Annotated in this window: 19 protein-coding genes; 11 read left to right on the plus strand and 8 right to left on the minus strand. The window is 71.4% G+C overall.

Going from position 1 to position 17,802, the window contains the following annotated elements:
- The first annotated feature begins 50 nt into the window (after positions 1-50).
- Positions 51-419 carry a DUF779 domain-containing protein gene (locus ACFY0P_RS28490; protein WP_388918941.1) on the plus strand — a complete coding sequence of 123 codons (369 nt, stop codon included), beginning with the start codon at positions 51-53 and terminating at the stop codon, positions 417-419.
- 143 nt (positions 420-562) lie between these two features.
- Positions 563-1,735: a phosphodiester glycosidase family protein gene (locus ACFY0P_RS28495; RefSeq protein WP_388918944.1), complete on the plus strand. Its 1,173-nt coding sequence runs from the start codon at positions 563-565 to the stop codon at positions 1,733-1,735.
- Positions 1,736-1,744: 9 nt separating this feature from the next.
- On the opposite strand, the gene ACFY0P_RS28500 is transcribed toward ACFY0P_RS28495, so the two are convergent.
- From ACFY0P_RS28500 to ACFY0P_RS28525, 6 genes are all read right to left on the minus strand, one after another.
- Positions 1,745-1,939: a hypothetical protein gene (locus tag ACFY0P_RS28500; RefSeq protein WP_089105410.1), complete on the minus strand. Its 195-nt coding sequence runs from the start codon at positions 1,937-1,939 to the stop codon at positions 1,745-1,747.
- A 102-nt stretch (positions 1,940-2,041) separates the two neighbouring features.
- Complete coding sequence (locus tag ACFY0P_RS28505; RefSeq protein WP_388918947.1) at positions 2,042-2,905, minus strand: phosphatidylinositol-specific phospholipase C/glycerophosphodiester phosphodiesterase family protein; 864 nt, start codon at positions 2,903-2,905, stop codon at positions 2,042-2,044.
- A gap of 215 nt (positions 2,906-3,120) precedes the next feature.
- Positions 3,121-4,194 carry an acyl-CoA dehydrogenase family protein gene (locus ACFY0P_RS28510; protein ID WP_388918950.1) on the minus strand — a complete coding sequence of 358 codons (1,074 nt, stop codon included), beginning with the start codon at positions 4,192-4,194 and terminating at the stop codon, positions 3,121-3,123.
- On the minus strand, positions 4,191-5,372 hold the full coding sequence (locus ACFY0P_RS28515) for an acyl-CoA dehydrogenase family protein (RefSeq protein WP_388918954.1): 1,182 nt from the start codon (positions 5,370-5,372) through the stop codon (positions 4,191-4,193). Before ACFY0P_RS28515 ends, ACFY0P_RS28510 begins: the two co-directional genes overlap by 4 nt.
- Positions 5,369-6,337, minus strand: a complete 969-nt coding sequence (locus ACFY0P_RS28520; RefSeq protein ID WP_388918957.1) for an NADPH:quinone oxidoreductase family protein — start codon at positions 6,335-6,337, stop codon at positions 5,369-5,371. Before ACFY0P_RS28520 ends, ACFY0P_RS28515 begins: the two co-directional genes overlap by 4 nt.
- A gap of 109 nt (positions 6,338-6,446) precedes the next feature.
- Entirely contained in the window at positions 6,447-7,019 is a 573-nt protein-coding gene (locus tag ACFY0P_RS28525) for a helix-turn-helix domain-containing protein (protein WP_388918960.1), read from the minus strand.
- Between the two features lie 78 nt (positions 7,020-7,097).
- On the opposite strand from ACFY0P_RS28525, the gene ACFY0P_RS28530 reads away from it, so the two are divergent.
- The 5 genes from ACFY0P_RS28530 to ACFY0P_RS28550 all read left to right on the plus strand — a co-directional run bounded on the left by ACFY0P_RS28530 (position 7,098) and on the right by ACFY0P_RS28550 (position 11,777).
- On the plus strand, positions 7,098-8,027 hold the full coding sequence (locus tag ACFY0P_RS28530; protein ID WP_388918963.1) for an NAD(P)/FAD-dependent oxidoreductase: 930 nt from the start codon (positions 7,098-7,100) through the stop codon (positions 8,025-8,027).
- A gap of 30 nt (positions 8,028-8,057) precedes the next feature.
- Positions 8,058-9,596, plus strand: a complete 1,539-nt coding sequence (locus ACFY0P_RS28535) for an ATP-dependent DNA ligase (protein WP_388918966.1) — start codon at positions 8,058-8,060, stop codon at positions 9,594-9,596.
- On the plus strand, positions 9,593-10,060 hold the full coding sequence (locus tag ACFY0P_RS28540; protein WP_388918969.1) for an NUDIX domain-containing protein: 468 nt from the start codon (positions 9,593-9,595) through the stop codon (positions 10,058-10,060). The genes ACFY0P_RS28535 and ACFY0P_RS28540 overlap by 4 nt, the downstream gene beginning before the upstream one ends.
- Positions 10,061-10,135: 75 nt before the next feature.
- On the plus strand, positions 10,136-11,521 hold the full coding sequence (locus ACFY0P_RS28545; protein ID WP_388918971.1) for an NADP-dependent succinic semialdehyde dehydrogenase: 1,386 nt from the start codon (positions 10,136-10,138) through the stop codon (positions 11,519-11,521).
- Between the two features lie 25 nt (positions 11,522-11,546).
- Complete coding sequence (locus ACFY0P_RS28550; protein WP_089105419.1) at positions 11,547-11,777, plus strand: DUF6213 family protein; 231 nt, start codon at positions 11,547-11,549, stop codon at positions 11,775-11,777.
- A gap of 63 nt (positions 11,778-11,840) precedes the next feature.
- Here the strand turns inward: ACFY0P_RS28550 and ACFY0P_RS28555 are convergent, their stop codons facing one another.
- The gene (locus ACFY0P_RS28555; protein WP_388918974.1) at positions 11,841-12,509 is read right to left on the minus strand and encodes a transcriptional regulator; all 669 of its coding nucleotides are present in this window, start codon (positions 12,507-12,509) and stop codon (positions 11,841-11,843) included.
- Between the two features lie 185 nt (positions 12,510-12,694).
- On the opposite strand from ACFY0P_RS28555, the gene ACFY0P_RS28560 reads away from it, so the two are divergent.
- The 3 genes from ACFY0P_RS28560 to ACFY0P_RS28570 are packed head-to-tail and all read left to right on the plus strand — an operon-like array spanning position 12,695 to position 15,544.
- Positions 12,695-13,762: a type III polyketide synthase gene (locus ACFY0P_RS28560; protein ID WP_388918977.1), complete on the plus strand. Its 1,068-nt coding sequence runs from the start codon at positions 12,695-12,697 to the stop codon at positions 13,760-13,762.
- A gap of 2 nt (positions 13,763-13,764) precedes the next feature.
- Positions 13,765-15,015: a cytochrome P450 gene (locus ACFY0P_RS28565; RefSeq protein ID WP_388918980.1), complete on the plus strand. Its 1,251-nt coding sequence runs from the start codon at positions 13,765-13,767 to the stop codon at positions 15,013-15,015.
- A gap of 7 nt (positions 15,016-15,022) precedes the next feature.
- Complete coding sequence (locus ACFY0P_RS28570; protein WP_388918983.1) at positions 15,023-15,544, plus strand: cupin domain-containing protein; 522 nt, start codon at positions 15,023-15,025, stop codon at positions 15,542-15,544.
- Between the two features lie 121 nt (positions 15,545-15,665).
- Here the strand turns inward: ACFY0P_RS28570 and ACFY0P_RS28575 are convergent, their stop codons facing one another.
- On the minus strand, positions 15,666-16,919 hold the full coding sequence (locus ACFY0P_RS28575; protein WP_388918986.1) for an acyl-CoA dehydrogenase family protein: 1,254 nt from the start codon (positions 16,917-16,919) through the stop codon (positions 15,666-15,668).
- A 173-nt stretch (positions 16,920-17,092) separates the two neighbouring features.
- Here ACFY0P_RS28575 and ACFY0P_RS28580 point away from each other — a divergent pair, with 173 nt between their 5' ends.
- Entirely contained in the window at positions 17,093-17,737 is a 645-nt protein-coding gene (locus ACFY0P_RS28580) for a TetR family transcriptional regulator (protein WP_093505920.1), read from the plus strand.
- Positions 17,738-17,802: the final 65 nt, after the last annotated feature.

Here is a 17,802-nt window from a genome sequence, read left to right on the forward strand (position 1 = left end):
CGAGGCATGAGACTGAGGGGGTCCGACGCCCCGGCCCCAGGAGGGTGACCATGGCCGAAACGACAGCGACGCCACCGCGCGTCGAACTCACCCCGCAGGCCGCCGAGCTGGTGCGCCGGCTGCACGCCGAGCACGGGCCGTTGATGTTCCACCAGTCCGGCGGCTGCTGCGACGGCAGCGCGCCCATGTGCTATCCGGACGGCGAGTTCCGCACCGGCGGCTCGGACGTCCTGCTGGCCGAGCTGGCGGTGGACGGTGTCGAGCAGCCGGTCACGTTCTGGATGTCCCGCAGCCAGTACGAGGTGTGGAGCCACACCCGGCTGATCGTGGACGTGGTACCCGGACGGGGGAGCGGTTTCTCCCTGGAGGCACCCGAGGGGGTGCGTTTCCTCACCCGTTCTCGCGTAGTCGACGGCTAGCCGCCCCGCCGGTCACTCTCGTCTGCTGCACTTCCCTGAGTCCTGGGGAACTTGACGAGACATCAGGGGGTGCGGTGACGCATCGTCGGAGACGACTTGCAGCGACGACCCGAACTCTGTGCACGATCCTCACCACGTCCGGCGTGCTGGCCGGTGCGGCCCTCGCGGGGGCGGCACCGGCCGGCGCCGTGGAGGGCGCCGGACAGATCGCGTCCGGCGTCACCTACCGGCAGTTCGACGTCCCGGCGGCCAAGGGCACGGTCCACGCCCATCTGCTGACCGTCGACCTGACCGACCCGCACGTCCACGTGGACCTGCTCTCGCCGGGCGCGGTGGCCGCCCGGTCGCCGGTGTCCACGATGGCGGACGCGGCGGGCGCGGTCGCGGGCGTGAACGGCGACTTCTTCAACATCACCGAGACCCAGCACCCGGGCGTCGAGGCGACCGGCGCGAGCGTCGGCCCGGCGATCGCGCACGGCAGGGTGCTCAAGGCGGCGGTGCCGACGGCCCAGCGGTTCGGCCCGTCGCTGCCGCCCGGCACCGACACCACCGACGTCTTCGGCGTCGGCGTGGACCGCCGGGCCCGGCTCGACCGGCTGACGCTCGCCGGCACGGTCCGCACCCCGGCCGCCACGCTCGCGCTGCGCGGGCTCAACCAGTACGCCCTGGCGCAGGGGTCCGTCGGCGCCTACACCGCCGCCTGGGGCTCGGCCTCCCGTAAGCGCGCCACCTGCGGCTCGGACACCGATCGGGCCGCGGGGTGCAGCACGGACACCTACGAGGTACAGATCCGCGCCGGCAAGGTCGTGGCCACGTCCGCCACCCCGGGCAGCGGTGCCATCGCCGCGGGTACGACCGTGCTGCTGGGCCGGGAGGCGGGCGCGGACAAGCTGCGCGCCCTCACCAAGGGTGAACGGGTCACGGTGCGCGAGCGCATGGTGGCGTCCGCCGCCCGGATCCGGTACCGCTTCGCGGTCGGCGGCTACCCGGTGCTGCGCGGCGGCGAGCCGCTGGCCGGTTTGGACGACACCACCGCCGCCGTGCGCACGGCCGTGGGCTACGCGAGCGGTGGGCGCACCCTGCTGCTGCTGGCGCTGGACGGCGCGGTGGCCTACCGCAGCGGCATGACGATCGCCGAAGTGGCCGACGAGATACGGCAGTTGGGGGCGGTCGACGCGTTCAGCCTGGACGGCGGCGGCTCCACGACGATGGTGGCCCGTAGCGTGGGGGCGAAGACGGTGAGCGTCCTCAACCACCCGACCGAGAGCCCGGAGCGCGCCGTGGCGAACGGGATCGGGGTCTTCTGGAAACCCTAAGCCGGCCGCTCAGGGTTTCAGGCTGCTGACCAGATCGGCGGTCGCGGTGAGCCCGCTGGTGATGGTCGGCGCCATGCTGGTGCTGGCCAGAAAGAACCCGAACAACATGCAGACCAGGGCGTGCGAGATCTTCAGCGCGCCCTGGCGCATGAAGATCACGGCCAGCAACAGGAGCAGCAGCACCACAGAGATGGAAACGGCCATCGCGAACCTCCTCCGCCACGCCCGTTCGGGGGCGTTCGGCCGCAAGTGTGGCGTAGCGGAGGGTTGGCCCGTGCGGTTGACACGACCCCCGTTCGAGTGGTCTTACGACGCCGCGCGGGCGTCCAGGAAGGACTCCAGGCCGGCCAGGTCGTCGGTGTTGAAGAAGTCGATGCCGGCGGCGAACAGTTCGGCCCACAGCGCGTCGCGGGCGGGGCCCGCCACGTCGGGGGTGTTCCAGAAGCGCACCGTCTGGCCGTGCGCGTGCGCCTGGCCGATGATGTCGCGCAGCTTCTGCCGCTCGGCGTCGGGGAACGCGCCGTCGCCCAGCCAGGTGAAGTTGAGCTGCCAGTTGTCGCTGATCAGCGGGACGAAGGAGGCGGGCGCCGAGGTGCCGAGGTCGGTGAGCCGTCCGTCGTAGAAGGCCCGGCGCACGGTCTGCGCCTCCATCGGCGTGCGCGCGGCACGGTCACCGGAGATGACGTTGGTGACCGCACCGGGGATCACCCGGCCGTGGGCGTAGGCGGTGAACAGGTGCGGGTAGCGGCGCAGATGCCGGTCGAGCTCCAGGTACGTCGAGGAGCCCTCGGTCTTGATGTCGATGAGCAGCTGCAGCGGCTTGCGCCACCCCCGGTACACGGAGCCGTGGTTGGCCTCGACGATCGCGGCCAGCGGGTCGAGGTACAGGGATTCGAGGGTGCGGCTCGGGTCGAGGTCGTCCTCGGTGTGCCCGATGAGCAGCTGGTCGCCGACCAGGAAGATGTCGGCCTCGACGCTGCCGAAGCGGTGGCCGAGGGCGTCGTAGAGGGGATGGGTGTGCTCGTAGTCGTTGTGGGCGTGGGCACGCCACAGCGGCCGCGGACCGCGGTGACCGCCGCCCGCCCAGGCCGGCGCGCCGGGCAGCACGACGGCGCCGGTGAGGGCGGCGCCGAGGGCGGTAAGGGCTCTGCGACGGGTGGTGAGGGCCATGCTCTGCCTCCCTTGTAGGGCCATGAGTGACCCAAGGGAGTATGCGTTCGAACAGAGCCCAATTGGTGTGTCTGCGCGCTGAGTTGGCCGGACTGCCGTCCCAGGTTCACTTCAGGCGCCCCGAAAGGGGCGCTGGGGGTGCCCCCGGCCGAAGGCTGGGGGAGGAACTGCGCGACCAGCCCCCACGCACCCGCACCCGCACCCGCACCCGAAGATCACGGCGCCTGAAGACCGACCAGTCCGGCCAGGGCCTCCCGATGCGCTCCCGCCGTACCGAAGGCGATCGAATCAGCCTTGGCCCGCTTCAGATAGAGATGAATCGGATGTTCCCAGGTCATCCCGATCCCCGCATGCAGCTGCAGCGCCTCCTCGGCGGCGTGCACGGCGACCGGCCCCGCATAAGCCTGAGCGACGGCCACCAACACGTCGGCATCACCGCCGGAGGCCAGCGCGTCGGCTGCACCGCGCGCCGCCGCGCGAAGGTTCACCACCTCCAGCCACAACTGCGCCAGCCGGTGCTTGATCGCCTGGAACCCGCCCAGCGGCCGGTTGAACTGCTTGCGCTCCTTCAGGTACCGCACGGTCTCGGTCAACGCCCACTCGGCGACGCCGAACTGCTCGGAGGCCAGCAGCCCGGCCCCGGCCCGCAGCGCCCGCCGTACCGCCGGCTCCGCGTCGCCCACGCGCCGCCCCGCCGCCCCGTCGAGGGTCACCGTGGCGAGCGGCCGGGTCAGGTCGAAGGACACCTGCGGGGTGACGGTCACGGCACCCGCCTCGATCGCGTACAGCCCGCCGTCGTCCCCGGGCACCAGCAGCACGTCCGCGGCGACCGCGTCCGCGACCCCGGTCAACTCGCCGTGCAGACGCCCGTCCTCGACACGTACGGTCTTGAACTCGCCGCCCGGAGCGACGTGCAGCCCCACCGCCAGCGCCCCGACGGTCCGCCCGGACGCCAGCTGCCCGAGCAGCTTCTCGTCGCCGCAGGCCAGCAGCGCCTCGGTCGCCACCACGGCACTGGTCAGATACGGCACGGGCGCGACCGCCCGCCCCAGCTCCTCCAGGACGACGGCGACTTCGCGGTGCGAGGCACCCTGGCCGCCCAGCTCCTCGGGGACCAGCAGCCCGGCGAGCCCCATGCCCTCGGTGAGGGCCTTCCAGGCGGCCGCGTCGTGCGGGGTGTCCGACTCGGTGCGGGCGATGACGCCCGGCGCGTCGCAGTGGTCGGCGAGCAGATCCCGCACCGCGGCCCGCAGCGCCTCTTCCTCCTCCGAGTACAGCAGATCCGTCATCGGGCAAGGTCCTTCCAGGCGACGTCCTTGTCGGTGCGCGGTTCGGCCGGCAGGCCCAGGACGCGCTCGGCGACGATGTTCAGCAGGACCTCGCTGGTCCCGCCCTCGATGCTGTTGCCCTTGGCGCGGAGGTAGCGGTATCCGGCGTCACGGCCGGTGAAGTCCACCAGTTCGGGCCGGCGCATGGTCCAGTCGTCGTACAACAGGCCTTCCTCGCCCCGGAGTTCGACCTCAAGGCCGCTGATCTCCTGGTTGAGGCGGGCGAAGGCGAGCTTCATGCCGGCGCCCTCGGGGCCGGGCTGTCCGGCGACGAGCTGCTGGCGCAGCCGTTCGGCGGTGAGGCGGGCGACCTCGGACTCGACCCACAGCTTCAGCAGCCGCTGGTGCAGGTCGTGGGTGCGCAGTTCGGGGCGTTCGCGCCAGGTCTTCGCGACCGGGCCGATCATGCCGCCCTCGCGGGGCAGCCGCATGCCGCCGATGGCGACGCGCTCGTTGTTGAGGGTGGTCTGCGCGACCCGCCAGCCGTCGCCGACCTCGCCGAGGCGGTGGGAGTCGGGGATGCGGACGTCGGTGAGGAAGACCTCGTTGAACTCGGCCTCGCCGGTGACCTGCCGCAGCGGGCGGACGTCCACGCCCGGGTCGGTCATGTCGCAGACGAAGTAGGTGATGCCCGCGTGCTTGGGCACGTTCGGGTCGGTGCGGGCGATCAGGATGGCCCAGCGGGAGTTGTGCGCGCCGGAGGTCCACACCTTCTGGCCGTTCACCACCCATGCGTCGCCCTCGCGGACGGCCCGGGTGCCCAGCGCGGCCAGGTCGGAGCCGGCGCCCGGCTCGCTGAAGAGCTGGCACCAGACCTCCTCGCCGATCCACAGCGGCCGCAGGAAGCGCTGCTTCTGCTCCTCGGTGCCGTACCTGAGGATGGTCGGCGCGGCCATGCCGAGCCCGATGCCGTTGCGGCGCGCGTCGTTGTCGGGAGCGCCCGCGGCCTCCAGCTCGGCGTCCACGACGGCCTGGAGGGCTCGCGGGGCGCCGAGGCCGCCGAGGCCCTCCGGGTAGTGCACCCAGGCCAGTCCGGCATCGAACCGGGCCTTGAGGAAGTCGAGTTTCTCCGTGCTCGCGGGCGGGTGTGCGGCCAGCAACTCGGCGGTGCGGCGCGTGAGTTCGGCGGCGTCGGTCATGCTGCGACTCCGTTCGGTACGACGGTGACCCGGCCGGTGGTGACGCCGTCACCGACCCGCTGCACGGCCGCCGCGGCCTCGGACAGCGGGACCCGCTCGCTCACCAGGGGCTTGATGGCGCCCTTGGCGGCCAGCTCGGTGAGCTGCCGGTGGCAGTCCAGGATCAGCCTGGGGTTCTTGGTGGCGTACAGGCCCCAGTGCAGGCCCAGGATGGAGTAGTTCTTCACCAGGGCGTGGTTGAGCGCCGGGCTCGGGATGGTGCCGCTGGCGAAGCCGACGACCACGATCCGGCCTTCGAAGGCGACGACCTTGGTGGACTGGGTGTAGGCCTCGCCGCCGACCGGGTCGTAGATCACGTCGGCGCCGCGGCCACCGGTGGCTTCCTTGACGGCGGCGACGACGTCCTCGGTGCGCCGGTCGACCACGACGTCACAGCCCTGCTCGCGGGCCACGGCGGCCTTGTCGGCACCGCCGACCACGCCGATCACCCGGGCCCCGGCCGCCTTGCCGAGCTGGACGGCCGCACTGCCGACCCCGCCGGCGGCGGCGTGCACGAGCAGGGTCTCGCCGGCCTGGAGGACGGCCCGCCGGTGCAGTCCGAACCAGCCCGTCTGGTAGCCGATGTGCAGCGCGGCGGCCTCGGAGTCGTCCAGCGCGTCCGGGGCGGGCAGCAGCGCGGCGGCGTCCGCGACCGCGTACTCGGCGAAACCGCCGTGGGGCAGCACGGGGTTGGCGATCACCCGGCGTCCGTCCGTGGTCTCGCCGCAGATCTCCACACCCGGGGTGAAGGGCAGCGGCGGACGGACCTGGTAGTGCCCCCGGCACATCAGGACGTCGGGGAAGTTGATGTTGGCGGCACGCACCCTGAGCAGCACCTGGCCGTCGCCGGGCGTGGGCCGCTCCACCTCCTGGAGCCGCATCACCTCGCTCGGCTCGCCGTTCTCGTGCACTTGCCATGCCTGCATGCGGTGCCTCCACGGGACTGCGTCGACTGCGTCGTCTGACCGGGGTCACCGCATACTAAGCGGTCGCTTGCCGTCGAGGGAACAGGCCTCCGGGGGAACGCCGGATTCGTCACGTCCGCTTCGGCCGCGCCCGCACGTGCATCCGCTCCCCCTGCGGCCCGAACAGGCTGAGGAACTCAACCGGCCCCTCCCCGGTCGACCCGAACCAGTGCGGCACCCGGGTGTCGAACTCGGCCGCCTCCCCCGGCCCCAGCACGACGTCGTGCTCACCGAGCACCAGCCGCAGCTTCCCGGACAGCACGTACAACCACTCGTAGCCCTCATGGGTGCGCGGCTCGGGTTCGGGTTTCCGCTTCGGTTCGACCACCTTGAAGGCCTGCAGGCCGCCGGGCTGCCGGGTGAGCGGCAGGAAGGTCCGGCCGTACCGCTCCATCGGCTTGGCCCGCACCCGGGGGTCGCCGGCCGGCGGGGCGCCGACCAGTTCGTCGAGGGGCACCTGGTGGGCCTGCGCGATCGGCAGCAGCAGCTCCAGGCTGGGCTTGCGCAGCCCGGACTCCAGCCGGGAGAGGGTGCTGACCGAGATGCCGGTGGTCTCGGAGAGGGCGGCGAGTGTGACCTCCCGCTCCTTGCGGATCCGGCGCAGCCGGGGTCCCACGCCCGCGAGGACGTCGTCCGTAGTCATGCCTGCATTGCAGTTTCGGCAAAGACGTTTGTCAATCCGGCAGCGGCGGAGCGACCCTCGGCCGCGGAGGTGGTCACCATGACCGACACGTACGAAGTGGTCGTCCTCGGGGGCGGCGCGGCCGGACTGTCCGCCGCGCTGGTCCTGGGCCGGGCCCGGCGCCGCACCCTGGTCGTCGACGCGGGCGAGCCGCGCAACGCCCCGTCGGCCCACCTGCAGGGCTTCCTGTCCCGGGACGGCATGCCGCCGGCGGAGTTCCTGGCCGTGGGCCGGGAGGAGATCGCGCGGTACGGCGTGGAGCTGGTCCGGGACCGGGCGGTGGGCGCGACCGGGGACGACGGCTTCTCGGTGACGCTCGCGAGCGGCCGGACGGTCCGGGCCCGGCAGCTGGTCGTCGCCACCGGCCTGAAGGACGAGCTCCCGCCCGTCCCGGGAGTGGCCGAACGCTTCGGCCGGGATGTGCTGCACTGCCCGTACTGCCACGGCTGGGAGGTCCGCGACCAGGCGTTCGGGGTGCTGGCCACGACCCCGATGAGCGTGCACCAGGCGCTGATGGTCACCCAGTGGTCCAAGGACGTGACCCTCTTCCTGCACCGGGTCGAGGAGACGGAGCTGACCGACGACGACCTGCGGCGACTGGCAGCGGCCGGGGTCCGGGTGGTGGCGGGCGAGGTCGCCGGGCTGCGGATCGAGGACGACCGGCTGACGGGCGTACGGCTCGGGGACGGGAGCATGCACGACCGGGAGGCCCTGTTCGTCGCCCCGCGTCCGGTCCCGCAGAACGACCTGTTCCTCGCGCTGGGCGCGGAGATGACGGAGACCCCCTTCGGCACCTACCCCGTGATCGACGAGCGGGGCCTGACGACCGTGCCCGGACTGTGGGCGGCCGGCAACGCGAGCGGTTTCGCCGAGCAGGTGGTCAACGCGGCGAGCCGCGGCTACCGGGCCGGCGCTGCGATCAACGGCGAGCTGCTCTTCGCGGACCTGGACGCGGCCGTGGGGGTGTAGTCCGGCCCCGCCCGTTGCACCATTGGCTGCATGCTGCTGACCCGGCTCGCCGACGTGTCCCGGGAGGTCGCCGCCACCGCGGCCAGGTCCCGCAAGACCGCACTGCTCGCCGAACTCTTCCGGGAGACGGCTCCCGACGACGTACCGGTCGTCATCCCCTACCTGGCCGGCCGGCTCCCGCAGGGCCGTCTCGGCGTCGGCTGGAAGGTGCTGAGCCGGCCCGTCCCACCGGCCGGTGAACCGTCCCTGACCGTGCGCGAGGTCGACGCCCGGCTCAGCGAGCTGGGCAAGGTCTCCGGGGCGGGTTCGCAGGCCGAGCGGACCCGGATCGTCGGCGAGTTGATGGGCGCGGCGACGGCGGACGAGCAGCGCTTCCTGCTCGGGCTGCTGTCCGGGGAGGTGCGGCAGGGTGCCCTGGACGCGGTCGCCGTCGAAGGGCTCGCGCAGGCGACCGGCGCGGACCCGGCCGCCGTCCGCCGGGCGGTGATGCTCGCCGGGTCCCTCCAGACGGTGGCCGAGGCGCTGCTGGCGGACGGCCCGCCGGCCCTGGACCGCTTCCGGCTCACCGTCGGCCGCCCGGTGCTGCCCATGCTGGCGCACACCGCCTCCTCGGTCGCCGAGGCGGTGGCGAAGCTGGGCGGCTGCGCGGTGGAGGAGAAGCTGGACGGCATCCGGGTCCAGGTCCACCGGGACGGCGACACGGTACGGATCTTCACCCGCACCCTGGACGACATCACCGACCGCCTTCCCGAGGTGACCTCCGCCGCACGGGAGTTGCGCGGCGACCGGTTCATCCTGGACGGCGAGGTGATCTCCTTCGACGCGGACGGCCGGCCCCGCTCCTTCCAGGAGACGGCGGGCCGGGTCGGCTCCCGGACGGACGTGGCGAAGGCGGCCCGGGAGGTCCCGGTCTCCCCCGTCTTCTTCGACGCGCTCTCGGTCGACGGCCACGACCTGCTCGACCTCCCCTTCGCCGAACGGCACGCGGCGCTGGCCCGGCTGGTCCCCGAGCCGATGCGGGTGCGCCGGGCACTGGTGTCCGGGCCGGACGACACGACGACCGCCGAGGAGTTCCTCGCGGCCACCCTCGCCCGCGGTCACGAGGGCGTGGTCGTCAAGGCCCTGGACGGCTCCTACAGCGCCGGCCGCCGGGGTGCCTCCTGGCTGAAGGTGAAACCCGTCCACACCCTGGACCTGGTCGTCCTGGCCGCCGAGTGGGGCCACGGCCGCCGCACCGGCAGGCTCTCCAACCTCCACCTCGGCGCCCGCAACCCCGACGGCACCTTCGCCATGCTCGGCAAGACGTTCAAGGGCATGACCGACGCGATGCTGGAGTGGCAGACCGCCCGGCTCAAGGAGCTGGAGGTCTCGGACAGCGGCTGGGTGGTGACCGTACGCCCCGAGCTCGTCGTCGAGATCGCCTACGACGGCCTGCAGCGGTCCACCCGCTACCCGGCCGGCGTCACCCTGCGCTTCGCCCGGGTCGTCCGCTACCGCGAGGACAAGCGGCCGGAGGAGGCCGATACGGTGGAGACCCTGCTGGCCGCCCATCCGGAGGTACGGCGTTGACGGAACCGAAGCGAAGCGCCGGACTGCTGTTGTTCCGGCATACCGGTGAAGGCCTCGAGGTGTTGCTCGGCCATATGGGAGGTCCGTACTTCGCGAAGAAGGACGCGGGCGCGTGGACCGTCCCCAAGGGCGAGTACGAGCCGTCCGAACCGGCCTGGGAGGCGGCCCGCCGCGAGTTCCAGGAGGAGCTGGGCCTGGCTCCGCCGGACGGCGAGGCGATCGAGCTGGGCGAGGTCCGGCAGGCCAACGGCAAGATCGTCACGGCGTGGGCGATCGAGGCGGACCTGGACCCGGCCGCGATCGCCCCCGGCACCTTCGTGATGGAGTGGCCGCCGCGGTCGGGCCGGATCCAGGAGTTCCCCGAGCTGGACCGGGTGGCCTGGCTGCCCCCCGACCGGGCCCGCGAGGTGATCGTCAGCGCGCAGGCCGCGTTTCTCGACCGGCTGGCGGAGCACTCGGGCTGAACAGAGCCCCATACGTTGCGGCCGGCCCGGCCGCGCGGGAAGGTCATAACAAGCCCGCTCCCAGGGAGGTCAGCCATGCCCATCGCGACGGTCAACCCGGCGAACGGCGAGACGCTCGAAACGTTCGAGGCCATGGACGAGGACGAGCTCGAACGCCGGCTCGAACTCGCCGAGGCGACGTTCCGCACGTACCGCACGAGCACCTTCGCCGAGCGTGCCCGGCTGCTGCACGCCGCCGCCGACCTGCTGGACGCGGACCGGGACGACATCGCGCGCACCATGACCACCGAGATGGGCAAGCCGCTGAAGCAGGCCCGCGCGGAGGCCGCCAAGTGCGCGAAGGCGATGCACTGGTACGCCGACCACGCGGAGGAGCTGCTGGCCGACGAGGAGCCGGCGGAGACGGACGTGAAGGACTCGGGCGCGTCCCGGGTGCGGGTGCGGTACCGCCCCATCGGGCCGGTGCTCGCCGTGATGCCGTGGAACTTCCCGCTCTGGCAGGTGGTCCGCTTCGCCGCGCCCGCGCTGATGGCGGGCAACGTGGGCCTGCTCAAGCACGCGTCCAACGTCCCGCAGACGGCCCTGTACCTGGAGGACCTGTTCCACCGGGCCGGCTTCACCGAGGGCTGCTTCCAGACCCTGCTGATCGGCTCCGGCGCGGTCGACGACATCCTGCGCGACGAGCGGGTGAAGGCGGCGACGCTCACCGGCAGCGAACCCGCGGGCCGCGCGGTCGCCGCCACCGCCGGCGAGATGATCAAGAAGACGGTGCTGGAGCTGGGCGGCAGCGATCCCTACGTGGTGATGCCCTCGGCCGACATCGACCGCGCGGCGAAGATCGCGGTGACCGCACGCGTGCAGAACAACGGGCAGTCGTGCATCGCCGCGAAGCGGTTCATCGTGCACACGGCCGTCTACGACGCGTTCGCCGAGCGGTTCGTGGCGGGCATGGCGGCACTGCGCACGGGCGACCCGATGGACGAGGAGACGGACGTCGGGCCGCTCTCCAGCGAGCAGGGGCGCAAGGACCTGGAGGAGCTGGTCGAGGACGCGAAGCGGTCGGGTGCCGAGGTGCTGTGCGGCGGGCAGCGGCCGGACGGGCCCGGCTGGTACTACCCGCCGACCGTCCTCGCCGGGATCCACCGCGACATGCGCATCCACCGCGAGGAGGCGTTCGGGCCCGTGGCCACGCTGTACCGGGCCGGGGACCTGGACGAGGCGATCCTCATCGCCAACGATTCGCCCTTCGGGCTGAGTTCGAACGTGTGGACGCGGGACGACGCCGAGGTGGACCGGTTCGTCCGGGACCTGGAGGCCGGCGGCGTCTTCGTCAACGGCATGACCGCGTCCCACCCGGCGTTTCCGTTCGGCGGGGTGAAGCGGTCCGGGTACGGCCGTGAGCTGTCCGGGCACGGAATCCGGGAGTTCTGCAACATCACCACCGTTTGGCAGGGTGCGTGAGGGTTGCACGACTACGATCCCGAGTGTGAACCGCGAAGTGACCCTGCCTCTGATCGTCGACGACCGCGGGACCTTGCAGGTGGCCGCGGCCGACGTGAGTAAGTTGTTGCGGACGCTGGGGGCACGGTGGCTGCGTCTGGTGGAGGCCGACGAGGGTGGGCTGGACGAGGACACGGTGGCTGCGCTGACCATCGAGCTCGCGAAGCTCGCCGACCGGATCGACGTGGCTTGTATCGCCCACAGCAGTGGGGAGTGAGTAGCGGTCGTTCGGCGGGTGCGGGTGGGTGGGGTTGCTCGCGCAGTTCCTCCCCCAGCGCCCCTAAAGACAGCTCAGTTCAGCCAGCGACGTCCAGAACATCTCCTCGTACGCCTGGAGCAAGCGGCCGTAGGCGTACACCCGCTTCTCGTCCAGGCGGCCTGAGTCCAGTCCCGCCTGCACCGCCTCCGCTGCCTGTACGTCCAGCGCCGGAGCCGGGGTCGCGAAGAAGTCGAAGAAGGCGCACGCCTCGTCGCTGAAGCCGTAGTGGGTGCGCAGGCCCTGCGCGATGGTGGCGCAATACGTCCCCCACGTCGCGAAGTTGGCCGTGACGGCCAGGACCGCGTCCGTCGGGTCGGCGTTGAGGGCGAGCCAGGAGATGTACGCCGGGTACGCCTGGCAGCCCGGTAGGGGCTCGTACGCTTGCCTGCGCTCGTCATCCACCTCGCACGCCTCGGTGAACGCGCCCAGCCGCTCTGCCGCCAGTTCCTCGCCCTCGGCAAGCACGGTGAAGAACCCGGCGGCCGCCGGCTCCTCGACGGCGCGCTGCGCCAGATGCAGGAACGCGCGCCGGTCGGCGGGGATCACCCGGTGTTGTTCCAGGGCAAGCGCGGCGAGTGTCTCCAGACTCGCCCGGCCGCCGGCGACGAGGCGGACCAATGGATTGGCGTTCGGGTCCGGGGCTAGCTCTGACCTGGTCGTTTTCAGCATTTCCGCGGCCGTGCCCGGCATCGCGTCCTCCTCGTCCGGATACCTCTGTGCTGATCCGACCCTGACACGGGGTCACCGGTTCGGAGTAGTCCGACGAGAGATCATCGCCCTCACGGGTGATCGTGAGGGAACCACCTCCTGAGGTGAACCACCTCTCTGACCGGTCGGGCCCAAACCCACCGGAAGGCTGAAAGCAGGCACGGTTCATGGCGACTTTGTGCAAACCCTCAGTGTCGGTCCCGGAGTACGTGATCACGATGGAGGAGACGCTGGAACTGGCGCGCTCCCACCACGAGAACCACCCGCAGCTGCCGTTGGCGCTGAGACTGATCGAGAACACGGGCGTTCGCACCCGGCACATCGTGCAGCCGATCGAGGAAACCCTGAAGCACCCCGGCTTCGAGGAGCGCAACAAGCTCTACGAGGTCGAGGCCAAGGCCCGGGTTCCCGCAGTGATCCAGCGGGCGCTCGACGACGCCGAACTGCTCACCAGCGACATCGACGTGATCATCTACGTCTCGTGCACGGGCTTCATGATGCCGTCGCTCACCGCGTGGCTGATCAACGAGATGGACTTCGACTCCACCACCCGCCAGATCCCCATCGCGCAGCTCGGCTGCGCGGCCGGCGGAGCGGCGATCAACCGGGCGCACGACTTCTGCTCGGCGTACCCGAACGCCAACGCCCTCATCGTGGCCTGCGAGTTCTGCTCGCTGTGCTACCAGCCGACCGACCTCGGCGTCGGCTCGCTGCTCTCCAACGGCCTCTTCGGTGACGGCATCGCCGCCGCCGTGGTCCGCGGCAAGGGCGGCACGGGCGTCGAACTCGAACGCAACGGCTCGTACCTGATCCCGAAGACCGAGGAGTGGATCATGTACGACGTGCGGGCCACCGGGTTCCACTTCCTGCTGGACAAGCGGGTCCCGGCGACCATGGAGCCGCTTGCCCCGGCTCTCCAGGACCTGGCGGGACTGCACGGCTGGGACGCGTCCGACCTGGACTTCTACATAGTCCACGCGGGCGGCCCGCGAATCCTGGACGACCTGAGCAAGTTCCTCCAGGTCGACCCGCACGCCTTCCGGTTCAGCCGGTCCACGCTCACCGAGTACGGCAACATCGCCAGCGCCGTCGTCCTGGACGCGCTGCGCCGGATGTTCGACGAGGGCGGCGCCGAGCACCAGGCGCGCGGCCTGCTGGCCGGATTCGGTCCCGGCATCACCGCGGAAATGTCGCTGGGTCGCTGGCGGCGTTCGGACAAAGAGGCGGCTCGATAGAGATGACACTCACCGAACCGCTCGACCCCGCCGACGAGGCCCCCGGTGCGGCCGCCGGTGAGGCCACCTGTCCGGTCCGGCACTGGGAGGTGCCGGACCTGATGGGGGTGGACTTCGACCCCACCCTGGCCGAGCTGATGCGGGAGGGCCCGGTCAGCCGGATCCAGCTGCCCAACGGCGAGGGCTGGGCGTGGCTGGTCACCCGGTACGACGACGTACGGATGGTGGCCAACGACCCCCGGTTCAGCCGTGAGGCGGTGATGGACCAGCCGGTCACCCGGCTCGCACCGCACTTCATCCCGGACCGCGGCGCGGTCGGCTTCCTGGACCCTCCCCACCACACGCGGCTGCGCCGCTCGGTGGCCTCCGCGCTCACCTCCAAGGGCGTGGAGCGGGTCCGGGCGAAGGCCCGCCGGATGCTGGACGAGCTCGTCGACGAGCTGGTCCAGGACGGCCCGCCCGCGGACCTCACGGCGACGATCCTGAGCCCGTTCCCCATCGCGGTGATCTGCGAGGTGATGGGCGTGCCGGCCGCCGACCGGCACACCATGCACATCTGGACCCAGCAGATCCTGTCCTCCCGCCACGGCAAGGAGGTCAGCGAGAAGGCCAAGCGCGAGATGGGCGCCTACTTCGCCGACCTCATCGGGCTGCGGGAGCACAGCACGGGCGAGGACGTGTGCTCGCTGCTCGGCGCCGCGGTGGGGCTCGGCGAGGTATCGCTGGAGGAGGCCGTCGGTCTCGCTGTCCTCCTGCAGATCGGCGGCGAGGCGGTCACCAACAACAGCGGGCAGATGTTCTACCTGCTGCTGACCCGCCCCGATCTCCTCGACCGGCTGCGCACCGAGCCGGCGATCCGCCCCCGGGCGATCGACGAACTCCTGCGCTACATCCCGCACCGCAACGCGGTCGGGCTGTGCCGGATCGCCACCCAGGACGTGGAGATCAAGGGCGTACGGATCCGCGCGGGCGACGCGATCTACGTCTCGTACCTGGCCGCCAACCGCGACCCGGACGTCTTCCCCGACCCCGAGACGATCGACTTCACCCGCAGTCCCAACCCGCACGTGTCCTTCGGGTTCGGCCCGCACTACTGCCCCGGCGGCCAGCTCGGCAGGCTGGAGGAGGAACTCCTCGTGGACGCCCTGCTCGACCGGCTGCCCGGGCTGCGGCTCGCCGTACCCCCGGAACAGGTCCCCTTCAGAAAGGGCGCGTTGATCCGGGGACCCGAGGCACTTCCGGTGACATGGTGAGTGGCCCATGACGACGACCGAAGGACTCCTCGTACCGCCGGGACACGGGCGCGTCGTCCACACGACGGCCCAGCGTGTCACCTTCAAGGTGACCGGAACGCACTCGCGGGCGGCCTCCACCTTCGAGGTGGAGGTCCCGCCGGGCTTCGACGTGGGCGCCCATGTGCACACCCGCAGCGAGGAGCTGTTCTACGTCCTCGAAGGCGAACTGGACGTCCTCGCCTTCGAGCCGCGCATCCGCACCCCCGACCACTGGCAGAAGTGGGAGTCGAGCTCGGGCACGAAGGTGGTGAGGGCGACCCCGGGCACGCTGATCGCCGTACCCCCCGGCTGCCCGCACGCCTTCGCCAACCCGACGGACACCCCGGCGCGGATGTTCTTCCAGTCCTCCCCGCCGCCCGACCACGAGCGCTACTTCGAGGAGCTCCTGGAGATCCTGGGCAGCGGCGGCCCTCCGGACCACGAGGCGATCGAGGCACTCCGCAAGCGCTACGACATCGAGCAACTCACACCGCTGAAGCACCGGTGAGCACCGGTGACGGTGCCCACCTGTTCGGGGGCGCGGGGCGTTGTCGACATGCGGCTCCGCCGCGTGGGCGCGACCAGCCGCTGACCGCCGTCGGTCCGCACCGCACCGCACCCCTGCAGCGCTACCGAATCGGCACCCCCGACAAGGTCCGGGCGATCACCAGCCGCTGGATCTCACTCGTCCCCTCGAAGATCGTGTAGATCGCCGCGTCCCGGTGCATCCGCTCCACCGGATACTCCCGCGTGTACCCGTTCCCGCCCAGGATCTGGATCGCCTGGGCGGTCACCTTCTTCGCCGTCTCGCTCGCGAACAGCTTCGACATCGACCCCTCGGCCGCGGTGAACGGCTTCCCGTTCACCGCCATCCAGGACGCCCGCCACACCAGCAGCCGGGCCGCGTCGATGGCCGTCCGCATGTCCGCGAGCTGGAAGGCCACCCCCTGGTTGTCGATGATCGGCCGCCCGAACTGCTCACGGGTCACGGCGTAGTCGAGGGCGACCTCGTAGGCGGCACGTGCCGTACCGACGGCCATCGCACCGACGGCCGGCCGCGAGGCCTCGAACGTGGCCATCGCCGCGTTCTTCACCCTCCCCCAGCCTTCGGCCGGGGGGACCCCCACCCCGCCCGACTTCGCCCGCTCCCGGGCCCGGGCCAGCCGCTCGTCCAGCTTCTCCTTGCCGCCGAGCAGGCAGGACCCGGGCACCCGGGCGTTGTCCAGGACGACCTCGGCGGTGTGCGAGGCGCGGATCCCGTGCTTCTTGAACTTCTGGCCCTGGGACAGCCCGGGCGTCCCCGGCGGGACGATGAAGGAGGCGTGGCCCTTGGAGCCGAGCTCCGGGTCGACGACCGCGACGACGACGTGGACGTTGGCGATGCCGCCGTTGGTCGCCCAGGTCTTCGTGCCGTTGAGCACCCACTCGTCCTTGGCCTCGTCGTAGACGGCCCGGGTACGCATGGAGGCCACGTCGGAGCCGGCGTCGGGCTCGGAGGAGCAGAACGCGGCGACCTTGACGTCGTTGGTGTCGCCGTACATCTGGGGGATCCAGGTGCCGATCTGCTCCTCGGTGCCGTTGGCGAGGACGCCGACGGCGGCGAGGCCCGTGCCCACGATGGACAGGGCGATGCCCGCGTCACCCCAGAACAGCTCCTCCATGGCCATCGGGATGCCGAGCCCGGTGGGGTCGAAGTACTGCTGGGCATAGAAGTCGAGGGAGTAGATGCCGACCTTCGCGGCCTCCTGGATGACCGGCCAGGGAGTCTCCTCACGCTCGTCCCATTCGGCGGCCGCGGGACGGATCACGTCGGCGGCGAAACCGTGCAGCCAGTCCCGGACCTCCTTCTGTTCGTCGTTGAGTTCCATGGTGAACTCGGCCATGACCCCTCCAGCGGCGGCGCATAATGTGTTACTAGCGGTAACCCGAGTCTGTTACTCGTCGGTAGGAAAAGTCAACTCCCAAGGTCACCTCGGCAGCCAGTTCGATGGCAGATGGCTGTCAGGTGTTAGTTTGCGCAGGCGTCACCGAAAAGAGCACGGGGTGGGGAGAGAGCATGGACACCACGCAGCGGACCGAACAGCAGCGGTCCGCCGACCGCCGACGGCGCGAGCTGCTGGAGGCCGCCGACAGGGTGGTGCTGCGGGACGGCCCACAGGCTTCCATGAACGCCATCGCGGCGGAGGCGGGCATCACCAAACCCATCCTCTACCGCCACTTCGGCGACAAGAGCGGGCTGTACGCGGCGCTGGCCAAGCGGCACACGGACGCGCTGCTGAACTCGTTGCGGGCGGCACTGGACGCTCCGGCGGAGCGCCGCGAGCGCGTCGAGGCGACCTTGGACACGTACCTCGCGGCGATCGAGGCGCGGCCTCAGGTGTACCGGTTCCTGATGCATCCCGCGGAGGGCGGCACGGGGGCCGACCAGGGGTTCGACGTCGGCAAGCATTCCGCTCCGCTGTTGCGGCGGATGGGTGAGGAGCTGGCGCAGGTCATCGAGGACCGGCTGGATCTCGGGCCCGGGAGCCAGCAGCTGGCGCGGGTGTGGGGGCACGGGATCGTCGGGATGATGCACGCGGCCGGGGACTGGTGGCTGGGGGAACGGCCCTGTTCTCGTGCGGAACTGGTGAAGAGTTTGGCGGACCTGCTGTGGGGTCGCCTGGCGGCTGCCGGGGACAAAATCGGAGGTCCGGGGTTCTGAGCGTTGAGTTTCGGCTGACCGCCGGTGGGGGTTGATCGCGCCCACGCGGCGGTAGCCGCACATCG

Origin of the sequence: Streptomyces sp. NPDC001714 (genome assembly GCF_042892755.1) — a bacterium.
In the GTDB taxonomy this organism is placed as follows: domain Bacteria; phylum Actinomycetota; class Actinomycetes; order Streptomycetales; family Streptomycetaceae; genus Streptomyces.